Origin of the sequence: Flavobacterium sp. CFBP9031 (assembly GCF_034044945.1) — a bacterium.
Classification (GTDB): Bacteria; Bacteroidota; Bacteroidia; order Flavobacteriales; family Flavobacteriaceae; genus Flavobacterium.
Genome location: NZ_JAXCWF010000001.1, coordinates 386,526 through 403,469, shown reverse-complemented (window position 1 = coordinate 403,469; position 16,944 = coordinate 386,526). Strand labels below are relative to the sequence as shown.

The following is a 16,944-nucleotide window of genomic DNA, read 5'->3' as shown; positions in this document are numbered from 1 at the left end:
AAGGTTTAATGCGCCTTTAAAATTATTTAAAATTCTGAATCTTCTTCTTGTGCCGGTGTTTGTGTTGGGGCAGGGGCAGGAGCCGCTGGTTTACGCTTTACTGGCTCTGCGCGTGGTTGTTCTGTATGTGGCTCGCTTGTGGTTTCGCTAGTGCTTTCTGGGCTATAAGTCGGCTCAGTGGTAACAGGAACTACTTTTGGTTTTATTGGGAAATAAATTTCAGTCACCAATTTTGAAGAAGCTTTTACGTCCAATTTGCTCAACGTTAAGATTTCAAGATGAGACCAGCTCAAATCTGGAATAATTTTTTGGTTGTTAATGTAAGCCGTTGTTTTTGCAATTGCTTCGTTTCTATGAGAGTAATCTCCGTTAAGAGTTGTTTTTACAGCATCAAAACCATTTAATTTCCCTGCTAAAATATCACTTCCTGAACTAGTTGAAATTTCTTTATTAATAGGCAAACAAATTGAAATCTTTGCCAAACCTGTTTTAGTGTCGTACGTGTGATAAATAATGAATGGTTTTCCGCTTGCTGCTAAGCCATTTGTTTCACTAAAGTGAATAAGCTTCGGAATTACAATCCTAGCATTTTTGCTTACTTTGGCAATCTCACTAGTAAAAGTCTGTTTTATATAAGGTGTTTCTGTTTTCTTAACCACTCCGTCTACTGTAACGGCGTAAGTTTTCGTTTCGTAATCTAAATTTTTGTCAATATTAGCCAAACTTTTTTCGTAGATAGTTCCTATAACTCTGTCTGAACCTCCATGTAATGCGGTATAAATTTTAAACAGAAAGCTCATTGTTCCTTTTCCTTTCCAGGTAACTTTTGTTTTTCCGTTCAAAGTATCTTTTAAAGTCCAGTTTACATCAGCTTCAGTACCGTCAAATTGCATTTTTTGGTCAATGCTTTCGCCATCTTTTGTTTTAAGAATAATAGAATTTCCTTTTCCATCAGCACCATCCCAATAAAATGTCGCACCATTTCCGCTAGTTTTATTAGCGTATGTCATTTTTATAGAAGGATCTTCAACCGACCATGATTCAAAATCTTCGTAATTTCTAAAGTCGTTTAGGTAGTTATAAACCGTTGTACGAGGAGAATTGATGACTTTACTTCTTTCTACAGAAAAATCCCCTTTCTGAGTAGCAACAAAAACAGTAAGAGCAACAAAGCTTAAAAGTGCAAAAAGAAATAAATACTTTAGAATTTTCATGGTAGGCTGTTTGGTTTTGGTAAAGTTATAAATTTATCATGAGTCTTACTAATAACCCATAATGATTAGGTTTTATTTTATTGCGACCAGAATAATTTATCTTTTCAAAAATATTTTAATTACGAACAAAAGGACAATGAAAAGCAGAAAGGCAAGGAGTACTTTGTAATTTCCTTTATAAAAGACTTTGTGTAATTTTAAATCTTTTCGATAAGCAAATATCATAATGATTACAAAAACGATAAAAAAACATATTCCAAATTGTATTTGACCTTGACTAAACATAGTTATAAAAATTTTTGGCAAATTTAAAGATTTGTAAACGATTTGCTGCTAAATTGCCTTTTCATTTCCTTCAATAAATTTCAGATTTATAAGAAACTGACTTAAATTAGCAAAAAAAAGAAAACAACTATATGAAAAAACAACTTGACGCCGTAACTGAATTTCACACTGCTTTTAAAATTGGCCACAGCGCAACTCCAATTGCCGATGTAGGAGCAGAGAAAAAACTACTTCGTTATAATTTAATGAAGGAAGAGAATGAAGAGTATTACGAGGCGGTTCAAAATAATGATTTGGTTGAAATTGCAGATGCACTTGGAGATATGATGTATATTTTGTGCGGAACAATTATCGAGCACGGACTTCAAGATAAAATTGAGGCCGTTTTTGATGAAATCCAACGTAGTAATATGAGTAAATTGGGTGAAGATGGAAAACCAATTTATCGCGAAGACGGAAAAGTGATGAAAGGCCCAAATTATTTTAAACCTGATTTTTCGAAATTGTTGTAAAGAGGATTAAACGCAAAGAACGCTAAGTTTTTTTTCAGCAGTTCTTATGCAAATGCAAAGTTCGCAAAGCTTTGCGTCATTTTTGTCATTTCGACGAAGGAGAAATCTTCGCAAGAAACTCCATATAGCTAATCGACAATCTTTGTCGAGCTACTTGCGAAGATTTCTCCTTCGTCGAAATGACAAGATTGAGTTTAATCTTATCTCCACGATAAAATTTAATAATAGACAAAATAAAAAACCCGATAAAACTAAATTTATCGGGTTTCTTATTTATATGGTTTTGGGATTATTGAACTTTAACTGTCCATCCAAAAGTATCTTCAGAAAGTTTGTTTTGAAGACTAGTTAATTTTTCTTTTAATAAAGAAGCATAAGAATCCTCAATTGGAGCCATTTCATAATACTCATCTTTATAAGAGAATCCTTTGATAACGCTAATAACTGCAGCAGTTCCTGCTCCGAAGATTTCTTTTAGAGATCCGTTTTTAGCCGCTTCAACCAATTCTGAAACAATTACTGGACGAACGTCAACTTTTAGACCTTCTTTTTCAGCCATTGCGATCAAACTTTTTCTGGTAACACCATCTAAAATTCTTTCGCTTGTTGGAGCTGTTAATAAAGTATCGTTGATTCTGAAGAAAACGTTCATTGTTCCCGCTTCTTCTAATTTTGTGTGTGTTGCATCATCAGTCCAAATAACTTGTTGGAAGCCGTCTTTGTTTGCCAAGTTAGTTGGGTAAAATTGAGCAGCATAGTTTCCGGCAGCTTTTGCAGCACCAATACCACCATTTGCAGCTCTACTGAAATGTTCAGCAATGATCACTTTTACTTCACCTCCATAATATGCTTTTGCAGGAGAAAGTAAAATCATAAATTTATATTCGTCAGAAGGATTTGCGATAACTCCAGGACCTGTAGCAATCATAAACGGACGAATGTACATACTAGCTCCGTTTCCTCTTTGAATCCAGTCTTTGTCTAATTTCAATAATTCATTTAAACCATCCATAAAAATAGCTTCAGGAACTTCTGGCATTGCCATTCTTACAGCAGATTTATTAAAACGGTTAAAGTTTTCATCTGGTCTAAACAACCAAACATCATTATTGTCATCTTTATAAGCTTTCATTCCTTCGAAAATTGCTTGTCCATAATGGAAGACTTTTGAAGATGGATCCATTAAAATTGGCGCATAAGGCTTAATGACAGGATTTTGCCATTGTCCGTCTTTAAAATCGCATTCGAATAAATGGTCTGTAAATACAGCACCAAAACTTAAGTTGTCAAAATCTACTTCGTTTATTTTTGTAGAAGTAGCTTTAATGATTTCAATTTTGCTTGTTTGAGTTGTACTCATAGTTATGTAAGTTTTTTGTGAGATATTCTTCACTGTCAGAAATCTAAAGTGATGATATCATGTAAAATAGAATTTATTGAATGCAAAATTACGTAAAAATCTGTAAAATACTTGGCGAAAATTCATTATTTGCTGGTTTTGACTGAGATTTATTTATCCTATAATAAACTCAAATATTTAATTGCTTTTTATAAAGATTTTATGAAAAAAGTATGGTTTTTTAAGGCTTTACGCATTAGTTTTGATTAAATTTGATTATTAAAATGGCTTGAAAACCAATAAAAAGCTAGTATAAAATTCTGAAAAAAGTGAAAAGAGAAATAATTAAAACGCTAGATGGCTCAACTACAATTCGTTTACCAGAGTGGGATGAGTGCTATCATTCTAAACATGGTGCAATTCAGGAAGCGAAGCACGTTTTTATTAAAAACGGTCTTTCGTTATTTGAAAATCCGATAAGTATATTGGAAATAGGTTTTGGGACGGGTTTGAATGCTTTTATAACTTTTTTAGAATCTGTTAGAAAGAAGCAGGCTATCGATTATGTTGGGGTTGAAGCTTATCCGGTAGATGCAGATGAGATTTTGGAAATGAATTATGCGGAAGAATTAGAAGCATCGGAATTTTATAACATTTTTGAAAAAATGCATAAATCGGAATGGAACGAAAAAATAGAAATTTGCGATCAGTTCTCGTTAACCAAAAGAAAACAATTTTTTCACGAAATAAACGATTTTGAAATTTTTGATTTGATTTATTTTGACGCCTTTGGTTATCGAGTGCAACCAGAACTTTGGAGTACTGAAATTTTTCAGAAAATGTACAACAGTTTAAAGCCAAACGGCGTTCTTGTAACTTACGCAGCCAGAGGAGTTGTTAAAAGAAGCATGATTGAAGTTGGATTTACTGTAGAAAAATTGGCAGGGCCTCCAGGGAAAAGAGAAATGTTTAGAGCCTTTAAAAACGTTTAAATGAGTTATTTAGAATAATTCTACATTGATTTATATGTTTTAAGAAAACGTATTCGTTGCTAAAGTTTTTAAAAAAATAAGTTAAAAGTAGAAATTATGTTAGTTATTTGTTTAAATTTGGCTCGAGTTTAAAAAAATAGATAACCCCCGAAAATCTTATTTTATTATGTCAAAAATGATGTTTGATTACACGAAATCAATACTTGAAAGAGTTAGTTTCGATCCGATACTTTTCTGCAAAGAGTTAGAAAAAGCTATCAAAACACTGTTACCTTACGAAATGGAACAATTGCAAGAGTGGTTACTTAATTTCGTTGTTGGAAAACCAGAATTAAAACAAAGTCTACAACTAATTAAAGTATAAAAGAAAGGAGCCAAATTGGCTCCTTTTTTATTACGCTTTCTTTTGTAATGGACTAATGATTTGAACATTCTGAAAAACTATTGCGCCTTTTACAACGCCAGCAATTGTAGATCGTAATGCGTCAATGATTTGCATTTTTAATTCGCTCTTTGGGTAGATCAAACTTACCTCTCGAGCAGGTTTTGGCTCTTTAAAATTACGGAGCTTCAGTTTGTCGGATTCTTTTAAGTCTAATGTGTGCAAGTACGGAAGTAACGTTGTGCCAAGGCCTTCGTCTGCCAATTTAATTAAGGTTTCAAAACTACCGCTTTGAATCTGGAAATTGTTTTGGTCGGCGTCTGAGACATTTTTGCATAAATTTAAAATACCATCTCTAAAGCAATGTCCGTCTTGCAATAAAAGAATTTCATTCAGATTTAAGTCGGCAACTTCAATTTCTTCTTTCTGGAAACTTGCGTGGTGTTCTGGTATATAGGCGACGAATGGCTCAAAATACAAAACAATTTCTTTGATTTTTTCGTCTTCTAACGGAGTTGCGGCAATCGCAGCATCCAAATGTCCATTTTTTAGCTTTAGAATAATTTCCTCTGTATTCAACTCTTCGATTAAGAGTTTTACTTTCGGATATTTTTTAATGAAGTTATTCAAAAACATTGGAAGAAGCGTAGGCATAATCGTTGGAATAATACCTAAACGAAATTCTCCGCCAATAAAACCTTTCTGCTGTTCTACAATATCTTTTATACGATCAGCCTCGTTTACGATATTTTTAGCTTGATTTACAATTTTCTGTCCTATATCAGTAAGCTGAATTGGTTTTTTACTTCTATCGAAAATTAAAATATTAAGTTCTTCTTCGATTTTTTGTATTTGCATACTTAAAGTTGGCTGTGTTACGAAGCATTTTTCAGCAGCAAGAGTGAAATTTTTATGCTCAGCCACCGCTAACACATATTGCAATTGAGTTATAGTCATGTTGATAGTAATTTGTGATGCAAAAATAAGAAAATATAATTTTTATTTATGTTTATTTTAGTAAAGTTACTCTAAATTTGTAGTAAATTAGTGTAAAAAAATAGATTATGAAGACGAATATTTTAGGATTACCAGTAAAAGAATCAGAATTATTAGTAAAAGAATTGAATGTGCTATTGTCAAACTTTCAAGTGTACTATCAAAATTTGAGAGGAATTCACTGGAACATTCGCGGAAAGCGTTTCTTTGATTTACATGTAAAGTTCGAAGAATTGTATACCGATGCACAATTGAAAATAGATATGATTGCAGAAAGAGTTTTGACAATTGGAGGAACGCCTCTGCATACTTTTGAAGATTATATTAAAAACAATAAATTGACAGTTGGAAAGAATATTTCTAATGATGAAAAAGCGGTTCAGTTAATTGTTCATTCTTTATCAGATTTATTAAAAATCGAGAGAGAAATCTTGAACAAATCTGACGAAATTAATGATGAAGGAACCAATTCTATGATGAGTGACTTCATTGCTGAGCAGGAAAAAACAATTTGGATGATGAATGCTTGGTTAGAAGAAACTTTGTAAATAATTGTTTTTTAAATAATTAAAAGCAGAATGGAATGAAAATTGCATTCTGCTTTTTTGTTTATGTTAAATTTCTATGAAAATCTCTTTGATTTTATTTGTTTAACGCTATTTTTGCTTTGATGAAATATATAGCTCGCATATTATTATTCATATTTATTGCCTTCTTATCGACCCCGACAATTGTTCAGGCGATTAAGAAAGGAAATAATACAGCTATATCTTTTAGTATTGCTGAAGAAGAAGTGCATAAAGAACTTAAAAATGTAGTTCATCCAACTATTCTTGAGCATGAAGTTTTGATTCCGGTTTACATCGAGAAAAAAACGATTATTTCTGAAAACATTGTCAAACTAGACAACATCTCTCCGAGCATCTTTGCTCCACCACCTAACGTAGCATAATACTTCCGATTATTTCGAACTTTAGCCGCATTTCTATCGAGATGGGGTAAATCTTTAATGAATAATTTTTTTAGTATTATATTATGACAAAAAAAATCAATCTTTTTGCCAACCTTAAATCTGATTTTGCTTCAGGTTTAGTGGTTTTCTTGGTGGCTCTTCCATTGTGTTTAGGTATTGCAATGGCTTCTGGAGCACCATTATTTTCTGGAATCATTGCTGGTGTTGTGGGTGGTATCATTGTAGGATATTTGAGCCAGTCACATATTAGTGTGTCAGGTCCAGCTGCTGGGTTAACGGCTATCATTTTAACCGCAATTACCGATTTAGGAGCTTTCAATGTATTTTTAATGTCTGTTTTTATTGCTGGATTAATTCAATTAGCATTAGGATTTTTAAAGGCTGGAAGTATATCGAACTATTTCCCAACAAACGTAATTGAGGGAATGCTAGCGGGTATTGGAATTATTATCATTTTAAAACAAATCCCTCATGCTTTTGGTTATGATGCAGATTTTGAAGGAGATCAGGCTTTCATTCAAAATGATGGAAGTAATTCTTTTTCATTTCTATTTGATGTCTTAAATCATATTCATTTAGGAGCTGTAGTAATTTCAGCAGTTTCATTGGTAATTTTATTAGCTTGGGATAAAGTTCCTTTCTTAAAAAGAATAAAACTAGTTCCTGGAGCTTTGGTTGCTGTTATAGCCGGAGTAGTTTTAAACGAAATATTTGTATCTACAGGAAGCACTTTGGCAATTGCAAAAGAACATTTGGTTTCTTTGCCAGTTCCAAAATCTTTTGAAGACTTTAAATCAATTATAATTACCCCAGACTTCACTGCTATTACAAATCCGCAGGTTTGGGTGGTTGCTATTACGATTGCCATTGTCGCTTCTATTGAAACGCTTTTGTGTATTGAAGCTTCTGATAGAATGGATGTGCAAAAACGTTACACTAATACCAATGTAGAGCTTAGAGCTCAAGGTGTTGGTAATATGGTAAGTGCTCTTTTAGGAGGTTTGCCAATGACTTCTGTAGTAGTAAGATCTTCTGCAAATAACAATGCAGGAGCAAAATCTAAAATGTCTGCCATTATTCATGGTGTGCTTTTATTAATAAGTGTATTGTCTATACCAGCAATTTTAAACAAAATTCCATTGGCAACATTGGCTACTGTTTTGATTTTGGTGGGATATAAATTAGCAAAACCAGCAACCTTTATGCATTTCTGGGAAAAGGGGAAATACCAGTTTGTACCTTTCATTGCAACTTTGGTCTTTGTTGTTGCGACAGATTTGCTAAAAGGTGTTGCGTTGGGAATTGTTATCAGTATCATTTTTGTTCTTAGAGGAAACCTGAAAAGGGCTTACGTTTTCAAGAAAGAAGAATATGAAGATGGGGATATCATTCATATTGATTTAGCGCAGGAAGTTTCGTTTTTAAATAAAGCGGCAATCAAACAAACATTGGCTGAAATTCCAGAAAATTCGAAAGTAATTATCAATGCACATGATACGGAGTATATTGCGCATGATGTTTTGGATTTAATTCGTGAATTTAAAGAAACTAGAGCTATCGATGAAAACATCAAAGTGAAGCTTAAAGGATTTAAAGAAGCATACGAATTAGAAAATACGCCAGAAAATAGTAACCATGTTACGATTGAGCATTATTATGATGTGGCAAAAAGAGAACTGGTTAAAAAAGAAGTTGTTAGAGGAGAATAATTAAAAATTGGTGTTTTTAAGGAAGATGAAATGTCAAATTTTAGGTAACTTTACATTTAAGTTCATTTTTTGAGACTATTATAACTTAGAAATTACCACACAAAAAAATAAAAAAATGAGAAAATTTTATGAGCAGTTATTAGAAAACAATAAAAAGTGGGTTGAAACTTCTTTAGCAAAAGATCCTAATTATTTTGCTGATTTGGCAAAAGGACAATCGCCACCTTTATTATGGATTGGATGTTCTGACAGCCGTGTTCCTGCAAACGAAATTGTTGGTGCAAAACCAGGTGAGGTTTTCGTTCACCGTAACATTGCCAATATGGTTGTGCACTCTGATATGAACATGCTAAGTGTTCTGGATTATGCTGTAAACGTTTTGAAAGTAAAACATGTTATTGTATGTGGACATTACGGATGCGGAGGTGTAAAAGCAGCAATGGGACATCAGTCTGTTGGAATTATTGATAACTGGCTTCGTCATATTAAAGATGAATATCGTTTACATGATAAATACTTAAACTCTATTGAAGATGAAACAGAGCGTTTTAATGCTTTTGTTGAAATCAATACTAAAGAACAAGTTTACAATTTAGCGAAAACATCTATTGTGCAGAATGCTTGGAAAAATGGCCAAGATTTAATGCTTCATGGATGGGTTTACGGATTAAATTCTGGTTTTGTAACTGACTTAGACGTAAATATCGCTTCAAATGATGAGCTAGACGAAGTTTACCAATTAGATCTTTAATAGATACAAATAGAAATCGCCCTCAAAAGGGCGATTTTTTTTATTCGTTTTCGTCTAAATTTTCATTAAATGCAGACGGAAGCATTGTTGGGATAAACTTAATTAGAATTGGAAGAAGTAAGCTTCCTCCTGGAAGTAAAAATATGGTTAGCGACGGAATGGTTTTACAAATGTCCAAAAGCTGTTTTTTTACCTTTTTCTTTTCCTTCGCATCCAAATCTCTTGTTGTAGAATAGGCGAGCAGCACCATCAATTCCTTGCTCTGTACAATCTCCTTAATCAATCTGTTTTTGTTTCGTATGATTAGTTTGACTACACTGTGCGTCATTTGGTCATAAAAATGTTTAACAGGATTTGAATAATTAAAGTACGGAATTTTCTTTTTGTGAGTTGTAATAAAAGTATTGGTTGTATCCATGCTTTGCGTTACAAAATCATCAGGAACTCCCATTGTTGAACCTAAAGAATATAGGAAATACGATTCTTCATTTTCTACAACTCCATCACTCCACAAAGCCATTCCGGCCATATCGATTAAATAGTACTGTTCAAGTCTATTTTTAAAGTATTCTAGATTTAAAGTCTCCAAAGTCTCCACTGTAACTTTTGAAAATTTTGAATAACGTATGGAAGCTTCAAAAAGTTTAATTAAAAGATCGTCATGCTGAGATTTTACTGTTTTGGTTTTTAAAGCCAAACCAACAATTCCAAGAACCGTTTCTTCAATTCTTTTTAAATATTTTTCAGGAATTTCTCCATGCTCTAAATATTGTCTAAAGGCCAGAACATCAATAAACAATAAAGCGTTTGTCACCAAATGCGAGAAGTTTTTGCTAATGATGCTATCATTCGTTTGAACTCTTTGGTCAATAATGTTTTCCAGAGATAGAGAAGGAGTATCTTTTGGCAATAAAATTTTAAACAAATTAAATCCTTCTGGATTCATTTGCTTATAGAACTTTAAAACTTCAGCAATAAAATGTATAGGTTCCGAATTTCTTTTCTCTAAACAAAAGACATGATAGAGTGTGTTAAGTAAGGCAACTTTTGAAATTTCGGTTTTAAACCAGCCCTTTATCGGAATTGGTACTTGAGAATCTATGGCAATAATATGTCCGTAAATAAACCCTGTTTCTCTCACTTTATAGTAAAACGAATCCACAGTTTCAAAAGGAATTGCTTCTGAAAACTTCTGTTCACTAAAAAATTTATCGATCCAGCCTGGTGCTGATGGGTTAATCATGGACTTAATTTTGCTGATGCAAAGCTATGCCTTTTTCTTGTCTTAGGATTCATTTTAAAATTAAATAACCGCTAGATTTTGTTAAAAATAGCGGTTATTCAAATTTTTCTTATTTAATGATTCCTGCACAAGCAACTCTTCCTCCTGCATTTCCAGTTGGCTGAGTGGTAAAATCGTCTGTTCCTGCGTGTACGATTAAGCCTTTTCCTAGAACATCTTTATTACTGTCTCCACATCCAATACACCATTCGTCAGTAGTTAAAGTAATAGATCCGTTACCTTTTGCATCTGCGGTAAAGTTTCCGATATCACCTTTATGATATTCCCCAACTCCCCATTTTCCATGTTTTTTGAAAGTCGGATTCCAGTGTCCTCCAGCAGAACTTCCGTCGGCAGAACTACAATCTGCTTTTTCATGGATATGGATGGCGTGCACTCCAGGTTCTAATCCTGTTATTTTTGCTGTAAAAGTTACTTTACCATTTTTTTCAACAAAAGTAGCAGTTCCGGCAACTTTACTATTGCTTTTTGGCTCTAATGCAACAGTTAGAGTTTTAGCATCATTTGATTTGTTATTTGTTTTACAGCCAATGATTAAGGCAGTAATTATAGCGAAAGAAACAATTAGTTTTTTCATATCTACGGGCATTTTTAATTAAAGATTAAGTAAATTTAACATAAAATAACGGAATTGATTGCCTCTAAAAGTTAAAAAAAAGTCAAACTATACGTTATAATTTGACATCGATTGAGTTAAAACCAAAAAATATTGTTTAAATTCGTGTAGGTTTTTAACGAATAATTTCTGAAAACCATTTATCTAATTCGCTCACATTTAATCCTTAATGTTATGATGAAAAAGATTTTTACTCTCGTTTTTATTAGTTCGTTTTTAATTTCTTGCAAATGCGCAAAAACGGATGCAGTTTCTAAGCTTGATGGAACTTGGGAATTAAATTATGTTGCAGATTCCCAAACTTTTGATGTTTTATACCCAAATAAAAAGCCAACTATTGTCTTTAGTATCAAAGAGAGTCGTGTTTCGGGAAATAATGGCTGTAATTCTTATACAGGAAAACTTAGCGCGACAGGAAACAAAATAGATTTTACACAGCCAATGGCGGTAACTAAAATGATGTGTTTGAATGGTAGTCAGGGCGAGCAGGTGTATATGAGTACGCTGCAGAAAATTACATCATATGGTATTACAGATGATGGTAAAACTTTGAATTTCATTTCCGGAGATATTGCGATGATGCGTTTTACTAAAAAATAGTTTTATGAAAACTAAATTATATGTCTTCCTGTTTCTGATTGCTTTTAATTTTTCAGTTTCTGCACAAGAAAAGACAAAAAAAGAACTCAAGCAAGAAAGAGAATTAAAGAAACAAAACGAAATTAAAGCACTTATCGATTCTCAAAACTTTGTTTTTGAGGCTCAAAAAGCAACGCCTCAAGGTGGTCGATTACTTCAATTGGACTATAATACGTATTTTTTAAAGTTTAAGGCCGATAGTGCAACTTGTGATCTTCCTTTCTTCGGACGCGGTTATAATGTTGGCTATAATAGTGATGGTGGAATAAAATTTGAAGGGAAGCCCGAGAATATTAAAGTCGAAAATAAAAAAAATAATACTATTCTAAAAGCAACTGTAAGAGGTGCTAGCGATGTATACGATTTAACGTTTTCCATCTTTTATAACGGAAACACAACGCTTTCTGTAAGCAGCAATAATAGAGGTCCAATTAGTTATGATGGGGTAATATACGCTCCAAAAACAGCAGAGAAATAATGATTTAATTCAATACTAAACTTGTCACAAATTCGTCTGAATATATGGTAAGAATCTTTTTATGGTTATTAAAGTGGCAGTTTTCGGTTTTGTTTTTCTTTTTTTGTGTATTCACCATGTTGGGTCAGGATTTGGAACCCAGAGCTTATGCTAATGTTCCTAAAAGTCTAAACGTAATTGCGGCAGGGTATGTTTTCATGAATGGAAATGTACTCACAGATCCTTCTTTACCCATAAAAGATTTTACACTTCAAAGCCATAATATGGCTGTAAATTATATCAAAACTTTTGGGTTGGCAGATAAACTGGCTCGTATACAGGTAGGACTGCCTTTTACTTTTATGGACGGATCTGCTGTAATTAGTGATCAGCTGGTTACTGGCTCAAGAATAGGTTTTGCAGATATGAAAGTGCGTTTTGGAATTAATTTGCTAGGTTCTCCTGCACTTGATAAATCTGAATTTAGAAGTTTTGAGCAAAAAACAATTCTTGGAGTCAGTTTGGTTACTTCAATCCCAACAGGAAGATATTATGGCGATAAACAAGTAAACATTGGAACAAACCGCTGGGCTTTTAAGCCCGAAATAGGGGTGTCGAAACGGTTTGCTCACGTTTATGCCGAGGCCTATGGCGGGGTGTGGTTTTATACGGATAATAATGATTATCTAGGAAAAAAATTAGAGCAAAAACCAACCTGTAGTCTTCAGGCGCATGCAAGCTATTATTTTAAAAACCAAATGTGGGTTGGTTTTAATACGACTTGGTTTTTTGGAGGTCGAACTATTGCTGATGGAGTTTCAGATGAGAGTCAGATTGATAATTGGCGAGTGGGGGGAACTTTTTCTACTCCAATTGCAAAAGGGCAGTCCGTTAGATTTCAATATCATATTGGAGCCTATACCAACAACGGACTAAATTATTATGCTCTGTCAGCGGTTTACCAATATTCATTTTTTTAAAACCTGTTGATCGTTTAATATGTTTAAAATCAGTATATTTGAGTATGCATAAATTTTTAAAAACAAATTTAAAATTAAAACTATGAAAAAATTAGGACTTATTCTTATCATGGCGGCAGCCTCGTTTTCATCTTATGCGCAGTCTTCTTACAAGGAAGATTTAGAAGTAGTACAAAGTGTTTATGGAAAATCTAAAGCTGAGCTGGTAAAGCAGTACATGAATTTATCTGATGCGCAGGCAACAGCTTTTACTAAAGTTTACGATAATTATGAAACGTCGCGAAAAGCTCTAGGGCAGACTAAGTTTCAACTAATAAACGATTATGCGGCCAATTACGAAACTTTAACCGATGAAAAAGCAGATCAATTGGCTAAAGCAACTTTGAAAAACCATATTGATTATGAGAAATTGTATTCTAAAACTTATAATCAAGCAAAAAAAGCGATTGGATCTATTAATGCAGCAAAGTTTATTCAGCTTGAAGTATATCTTCAAACCATAATAAGAAGCGAAATTTTAGAAGCAATTCCGTTTATTGGAGAAATAGATAAGAATAAGGTGCAGTAATCTTATACGACTTATATAAAAAAAGGGAATCATTATGATTCCCTTTTGTATTATTTATTGTTTTTTGACTTTGTAAATCTCATTTACCATTCCGTCACGGAAACTATCTAGAGTAAGTTCCCAAAACATAATTCCACCTAACTTTTTAGCTTTTACATATTCTGCTTTAGCTTTAATAGACTTTAAATCATCTGATGTAGCAAAAGTTTTAGTTGATGCATTGTACCAATATGGCGCTTGAGCTTTTTCATCATAAAAATATTTCCAGCCGTTAGCCTCTGTGTATGTTGTAGCGTAGTTTTTAAAATCAACTCCTTGAAAGTGCTCTCCAGCTTGATACAATCCGTTATTGATGTTTTCTACGTTTTTCCATTGTCTAGTATAGAATGCACCTCCAATTACTAATTTTTCAGCAGGAACGCCTGCTTTTAGTAAAAACTCAACAGCTCTATCTGTAGATTCTTCTTTTGGATTTGTGCTGTATAATGGTGTGTGATGACCTGTAACTTTTGAATATCCGTTAACTAAATCGTAGCTCATGATATTAATGCGGTTTACATAAGGAGCAACAGCTTTCCAGTCTATAGATTCATCTAGACATTTTTGAAAACCTCCCGCAGCAAAACTCAATTCATATTTTTTTCCTAATGTTGAGCGTAAAATTTTAAGAAGTTCTGTAAAATTAGGTTTATCAGCAGGTTGGTATAAATGTCCAGGAAGCCCTTCAATTGATGGATATTCCCAATCTAAATCTAAACCATCAACTTTGAAATAATCGCTTACTTCTTTTACAGATTTTGCAAATTTTAAGCGCCCTTCAGCAGTTGAAAATGCTTCTGAGCATGGCTCACAGCCTCCCCAGCCACCAAGAGATAAGATAATTTTAAGTTGCGGATTTTTTGCTTTAAGCGAAACTAAATGTTTGATAGTAATAGAGTCTTTTGCCGAATCGACACTTAATTTCCCATCTTTTAGATGGCAAAAACTAAAGATAATCTGGTTTAATTTTCCAACCTCATATTGGTCAATAAGTTGAGAATCGCCAGTATAGTAGGCAATGATGTCCATTTTTTTGTTTTTCTGTGCGAAAGTAGTAGTAATACAAAAGCACAATAAAAATGATGCAATTAGGTTAATTTGTTTCATTATTTTGTTTTTTATAGTTTTTAGAATGTTAAATATACTGTAATACATTTAATATTTAACATCAAGAATGCTCTAGAAAGTCAATTTTAACGAATATTTTGCAAATTTCTGCAAAAATATTGCGTCTTGTAAGTGATGTCTTTCACTGGAAATAACAAAAAAATAAGCCCGCGCAGTTTCGGACTTGCGCGGGCTTAAACAAATTAAAAGCTAGAAACTATCTTGATATTAGAAGCAGTAAGTATCTTCTGCTACTAATTTTGCTGCAATTTTTTCTCTCAATGCCACAACGTTTGGCAGGTTAGTGTATTTAGTGAAACGTTTAAGTCCCATTAACATCATACGTTGCTCATCACCTTCAGCGAAAGAAGCAATTCCTTCTTTTCCTCTTAAGTTTACGATATCTACAGCTTTGTATAAATATAATTTTGCCATAGCGATTTGCTCTTGAACTTTATCTTCTCCTTGAGCTTTTGCTAATTTTTCAGTTCTCAAAATTGTACTTTCAGCCATGTAGATTTCGATTAAGATATCAGAAGCCGCCATTAACAATTGTTGGTGAGCATCTAATTCAGGACCATATTTTTGAACAGCGCTACCAGCAACCATTAAGAAAACTTTTTTCAAGTTAGCTATGATTACTTTTTCTTCTGCGAATAATTCAGAGAAATCTGGCGTGTCAAAAGATGGAATTCCCATTAATTCTTCCTGAACTTTCATTGCTGGTCCAAGTAAATCAACATGACCTTTCATTGCTTTTTTGATCAACATACCTACAGAAAGCATTCTGTTGATTTCGTTCGTTCCTTCGTAGATACGAGCGATACGAGCATCTCTCCAAGCACTTTCCATTGGAGTGTCTTCAGAGAATCCCATTCCACCAAAAATTTGAATTCCTTCGTCAGAACAAGATTGAACGTCTTCAGAAACGGCTACTTTCAAGATAGAACACTCGATCGCATATTCTTCAACACCTTTCAATTCTGCTTCTTGGTGACTTGTACCTTCAGCTTCACGAGCAGCGATTCTGTCTTCGATATCTTTTGCAGCACGGTAAGAAGCACTTTCTCCCGCATAAGCATTAGTTGCCATTTCAGCTAATTTAGAACGGATAGCTCCAAAAGATGAAATAGAAGTATTGAACTGAATTCTTTCGTTAGCATATTTTACAGCTCCAGAAGTAACTCTTCTTTGCGCATCTAAACAAGCTGCAGCTAGTTTAATACGACCAACGTTTAACGCGTTCATTGCAATTTTGAAACCGTTTCCTCTTTCAGATAACATGTTTTCAACCGGAACTTTTGTTTCGTTGAAGAAAACCTGACGAGTAGAAGAAGCACGGATTCCTAATTTATGCTCTTCTTCATTCATAGAAATTCCGTTTGAAGGATCGTTTTCTACAATGAAACCTGTAATATTTTTATCATCTCCAATACGAGCAAAAACGATGAAAACGCTACAGAAACCTGCATTCGAAATCCACATTTTTTGTCCTGTAATTAAATAATGAGTTCCGTCTTCAGATAAAACTGCTTTAGTTTTTCCTGAGTTAGCATCAGATCCTGCGCCTGGTTCAGTTAAGCAATAAGCTCCAAACCATTCTCCAGTAGCTAATTTTGGAACGTATTTTTTCTTTTGTTCTTCAGTACCGTAAAGTGTAATTGGCATAGTTCCAATTCCTGTGTGAGCACCAAAAGCAGTTGAGAAAGAACCTGTTGCTCCAGAAATGTAGTCACAAACCAACATTGTAGAAACAAATCCCATTCCTAATCCGCCGTATTCTTCAGGAACCGCAACTCCAAGAAGTCCTAGTTCACCAGCTTTACGCATAGAAGATTCTGTATAAGCGTAATCTTTTTTCTCAAAACGATCTTTATGCGCCCATAATTCTTTGTCAACGAACTCTTTTACAGAGTCACGCATCATTAACTGCTCTTCCGAGAAATCTTCTGGTGTGAAGATGTCCTCGCATTTTGTTTCTTTAACTAAAAACTGACCACCACGAGTCACGTTTTTTTCGATTGTATCTGCCATTTTGTTTTTGTTTTTTATGAAAGAAAATAGAATATAGAGTACAGAAAA

At 33.6% G+C, this 16,944-nt stretch carries 18 protein-coding genes; 11 read left to right on the top strand and 7 right to left on the bottom strand.

The window, feature by feature from the left end; genetic code table 11:
* Positions 1 to 26: 26 nt before the first annotated feature.
* On the bottom strand, positions 27 to 1,214 hold the full coding sequence (locus tag SOM12_RS01775; RefSeq protein ID WP_320492176.1) for an SRPBCC family protein: 1,188 nt from the start codon (positions 1,212 to 1,214) through the stop codon (positions 27 to 29).
* Positions 1,215 to 1,630: 416 nt separating this feature from the next.
* Between SOM12_RS01775 and SOM12_RS01765 the strand changes: the two genes are divergently transcribed.
* On the top strand, positions 1,631 to 2,011 hold the full coding sequence (locus SOM12_RS01765; protein ID WP_057116704.1) for a nucleoside triphosphate pyrophosphohydrolase family protein: 381 nt from the start codon (positions 1,631 to 1,633) through the stop codon (positions 2,009 to 2,011).
* A gap of 289 nt (positions 2,012 to 2,300) precedes the next feature.
* Here SOM12_RS01765 and SOM12_RS01760 read toward each other — a convergent pair whose 3' ends face one another.
* Positions 2,301 to 3,371 (bottom strand): branched-chain amino acid aminotransferase, encoded by a 1,071-nt coding sequence (locus SOM12_RS01760; protein WP_095928928.1) that lies wholly within the window; start codon positions 3,369 to 3,371, stop codon positions 2,301 to 2,303.
* Positions 3,372 to 3,679: 308 nt separating this feature from the next.
* On the opposite strand from SOM12_RS01760, the gene mnmD reads away from it, so the two are divergent.
* Positions 3,680 to 4,342, top strand: a complete 663-nt coding sequence (gene mnmD, locus SOM12_RS01755) for a tRNA (5-methylaminomethyl-2-thiouridine)(34)-methyltransferase MnmD (protein ID WP_095928927.1) — start codon at positions 3,680 to 3,682, stop codon at positions 4,340 to 4,342.
* Between the two features lie 166 nt (positions 4,343 to 4,508).
* Positions 4,509 to 4,706 (top strand): hypothetical protein, encoded by a 198-nt coding sequence (locus SOM12_RS01750; RefSeq protein ID WP_095928926.1) that lies wholly within the window; start codon positions 4,509 to 4,511, stop codon positions 4,704 to 4,706.
* 30 nt (positions 4,707 to 4,736) lie between these two features.
* Here SOM12_RS01750 and SOM12_RS01745 read toward each other — a convergent pair whose 3' ends face one another.
* Positions 4,737 to 5,681 (bottom strand): LysR substrate-binding domain-containing protein, encoded by a 945-nt coding sequence (locus SOM12_RS01745; RefSeq protein WP_095928925.1) that lies wholly within the window; start codon positions 5,679 to 5,681, stop codon positions 4,737 to 4,739.
* A gap of 107 nt (positions 5,682 to 5,788) precedes the next feature.
* Here SOM12_RS01745 and SOM12_RS01740 point away from each other — a divergent pair, with 107 nt between their 5' ends.
* From SOM12_RS01740 to can, 4 genes are all read left to right on the top strand, one after another.
* Positions 5,789 to 6,268 carry a Dps family protein gene (locus tag SOM12_RS01740; protein ID WP_095928924.1) on the top strand — a complete coding sequence of 160 codons (480 nt, stop codon included), beginning with the start codon at positions 5,789 to 5,791 and terminating at the stop codon, positions 6,266 to 6,268.
* A 122-nt stretch (positions 6,269 to 6,390) separates the two neighbouring features.
* Positions 6,391 to 6,672 carry a hypothetical protein gene (locus SOM12_RS01735; protein WP_253251777.1) on the top strand — a complete coding sequence of 94 codons (282 nt, stop codon included), beginning with the start codon at positions 6,391 to 6,393 and terminating at the stop codon, positions 6,670 to 6,672.
* Between the two features lie 83 nt (positions 6,673 to 6,755).
* Entirely contained in the window at positions 6,756 to 8,402 is a 1,647-nt protein-coding gene (locus SOM12_RS01730; protein WP_320492175.1) for a SulP family inorganic anion transporter, read from the top strand.
* 115 nt (positions 8,403 to 8,517) lie between these two features.
* A complete protein-coding gene (can, locus tag SOM12_RS01725; protein ID WP_095928921.1) occupies positions 8,518 to 9,153 on the top strand; it encodes a carbonate dehydratase in 636 nt (211 codons plus the stop codon).
* Between the two features lie 40 nt (positions 9,154 to 9,193).
* On the opposite strand, the gene SOM12_RS01720 is transcribed toward can, so the two are convergent.
* Both SOM12_RS01720 and SOM12_RS01715 read right to left on the bottom strand, forming a co-directional pair.
* Complete coding sequence (locus tag SOM12_RS01720; RefSeq protein WP_320492174.1) at positions 9,194 to 10,396, bottom strand: LETM1-related biofilm-associated protein; 1,203 nt, start codon at positions 10,394 to 10,396, stop codon at positions 9,194 to 9,196.
* 109 nt (positions 10,397 to 10,505) lie between these two features.
* Positions 10,506 to 11,033, bottom strand: a complete 528-nt coding sequence (locus SOM12_RS01715; protein WP_095929096.1) for a superoxide dismutase family protein — start codon at positions 11,031 to 11,033, stop codon at positions 10,506 to 10,508.
* A 213-nt stretch (positions 11,034 to 11,246) separates the two neighbouring features.
* Here SOM12_RS01715 and SOM12_RS01710 point away from each other — a divergent pair, with 213 nt between their 5' ends.
* The 4 genes from SOM12_RS01710 (at position 11,247) to SOM12_RS01695 (ending at position 13,716) form a co-directional block, all read left to right on the top strand.
* Entirely contained in the window at positions 11,247 to 11,672 is a 426-nt protein-coding gene (locus SOM12_RS01710; RefSeq protein ID WP_320492173.1) for an META domain-containing protein, read from the top strand.
* 4 nt (positions 11,673 to 11,676) lie between these two features.
* Positions 11,677 to 12,189, top strand: a complete 513-nt coding sequence (locus tag SOM12_RS01705) for a DUF4251 domain-containing protein (protein ID WP_320492172.1) — start codon at positions 11,677 to 11,679, stop codon at positions 12,187 to 12,189.
* A gap of 44 nt (positions 12,190 to 12,233) precedes the next feature.
* Positions 12,234 to 13,148, top strand: a complete 915-nt coding sequence (locus tag SOM12_RS01700; protein ID WP_320492171.1) for a transporter — start codon at positions 12,234 to 12,236, stop codon at positions 13,146 to 13,148.
* An 82-nt stretch (positions 13,149 to 13,230) separates the two neighbouring features.
* Entirely contained in the window at positions 13,231 to 13,716 is a 486-nt protein-coding gene (locus SOM12_RS01695) for a hypothetical protein (RefSeq protein WP_095928916.1), read from the top strand.
* 54 nt (positions 13,717 to 13,770) lie between these two features.
* Here SOM12_RS01695 and SOM12_RS01690 read toward each other — a convergent pair whose 3' ends face one another.
* The gene (locus SOM12_RS01690; protein ID WP_320492170.1) at positions 13,771 to 14,862 is read right to left on the bottom strand and encodes a glycoside hydrolase family 18 protein; all 1,092 of its coding nucleotides are present in this window, start codon (positions 14,860 to 14,862) and stop codon (positions 13,771 to 13,773) included.
* Between the two features lie 228 nt (positions 14,863 to 15,090).
* Positions 15,091 to 16,896: an acyl-CoA dehydrogenase family protein gene (locus tag SOM12_RS01685; protein ID WP_320492169.1), complete on the bottom strand. Its 1,806-nt coding sequence runs from the start codon at positions 16,894 to 16,896 to the stop codon at positions 15,091 to 15,093.
* Positions 16,897 to 16,944: the final 48 nt, after the last annotated feature.

Coding starts and splice junctions, on each gene's coding strand:
- SOM12_RS01720 (WP_320492174.1), bottom strand. CDS start 10,396: ATGATTAACCCATCAGCACCAGGCTGGATCGATAAATTTTTTAGTGAA.
- can (WP_095928921.1), top strand. CDS start 8,518: ATGAGAAAATTTTATGAGCAGTTATTAGAAAACAATAAAAAGTGGGTT.
- SOM12_RS01730 (WP_320492175.1), top strand. CDS start 6,756: ATGACAAAAAAAATCAATCTTTTTGCCAACCTTAAATCTGATTTTGCT.
- SOM12_RS01715 (WP_095929096.1), bottom strand. CDS start 11,033: ATGAAAAAACTAATTGTTTCTTTCGCTATAATTACTGCCTTAATCATT.
- SOM12_RS01745 (WP_095928925.1), bottom strand. CDS start 5,681: ATGACTATAACTCAATTGCAATATGTGTTAGCGGTGGCTGAGCATAAA.
- SOM12_RS01700 (WP_320492171.1), top strand. CDS start 12,234: ATGGTAAGAATCTTTTTATGGTTATTAAAGTGGCAGTTTTCGGTTTTG.
- SOM12_RS01690 (WP_320492170.1), bottom strand. CDS start 14,862: ATGAAACAAATTAACCTAATTGCATCATTTTTATTGTGCTTTTGTATT.
- SOM12_RS01705 (WP_320492172.1), top strand. CDS start 11,677: ATGAAAACTAAATTATATGTCTTCCTGTTTCTGATTGCTTTTAATTTT.
- SOM12_RS01765 (WP_057116704.1), top strand. CDS start 1,631: ATGAAAAAACAACTTGACGCCGTAACTGAATTTCACACTGCTTTTAAA.
- SOM12_RS01710 (WP_320492173.1), top strand. CDS start 11,247: ATGATGAAAAAGATTTTTACTCTCGTTTTTATTAGTTCGTTTTTAATT.
- SOM12_RS01760 (WP_095928928.1), bottom strand. CDS start 3,371: ATGAGTACAACTCAAACAAGCAAAATTGAAATCATTAAAGCTACTTCT.
- SOM12_RS01695 (WP_095928916.1), top strand. CDS start 13,231: ATGAAAAAATTAGGACTTATTCTTATCATGGCGGCAGCCTCGTTTTCA.
- SOM12_RS01735 (WP_253251777.1), top strand. CDS start 6,391: ATGAAATATATAGCTCGCATATTATTATTCATATTTATTGCCTTCTTA.
- SOM12_RS01685 (WP_320492169.1), bottom strand. CDS start 16,896: ATGGCAGATACAATCGAAAAAAACGTGACTCGTGGTGGTCAGTTTTTA.
- SOM12_RS01775 (WP_320492176.1), bottom strand. CDS start 1,214: ATGAAAATTCTAAAGTATTTATTTCTTTTTGCACTTTTAAGCTTTGTT.
- SOM12_RS01740 (WP_095928924.1), top strand. CDS start 5,789: ATGAAGACGAATATTTTAGGATTACCAGTAAAAGAATCAGAATTATTA.
- SOM12_RS01750 (WP_095928926.1), top strand. CDS start 4,509: ATGTCAAAAATGATGTTTGATTACACGAAATCAATACTTGAAAGAGTT.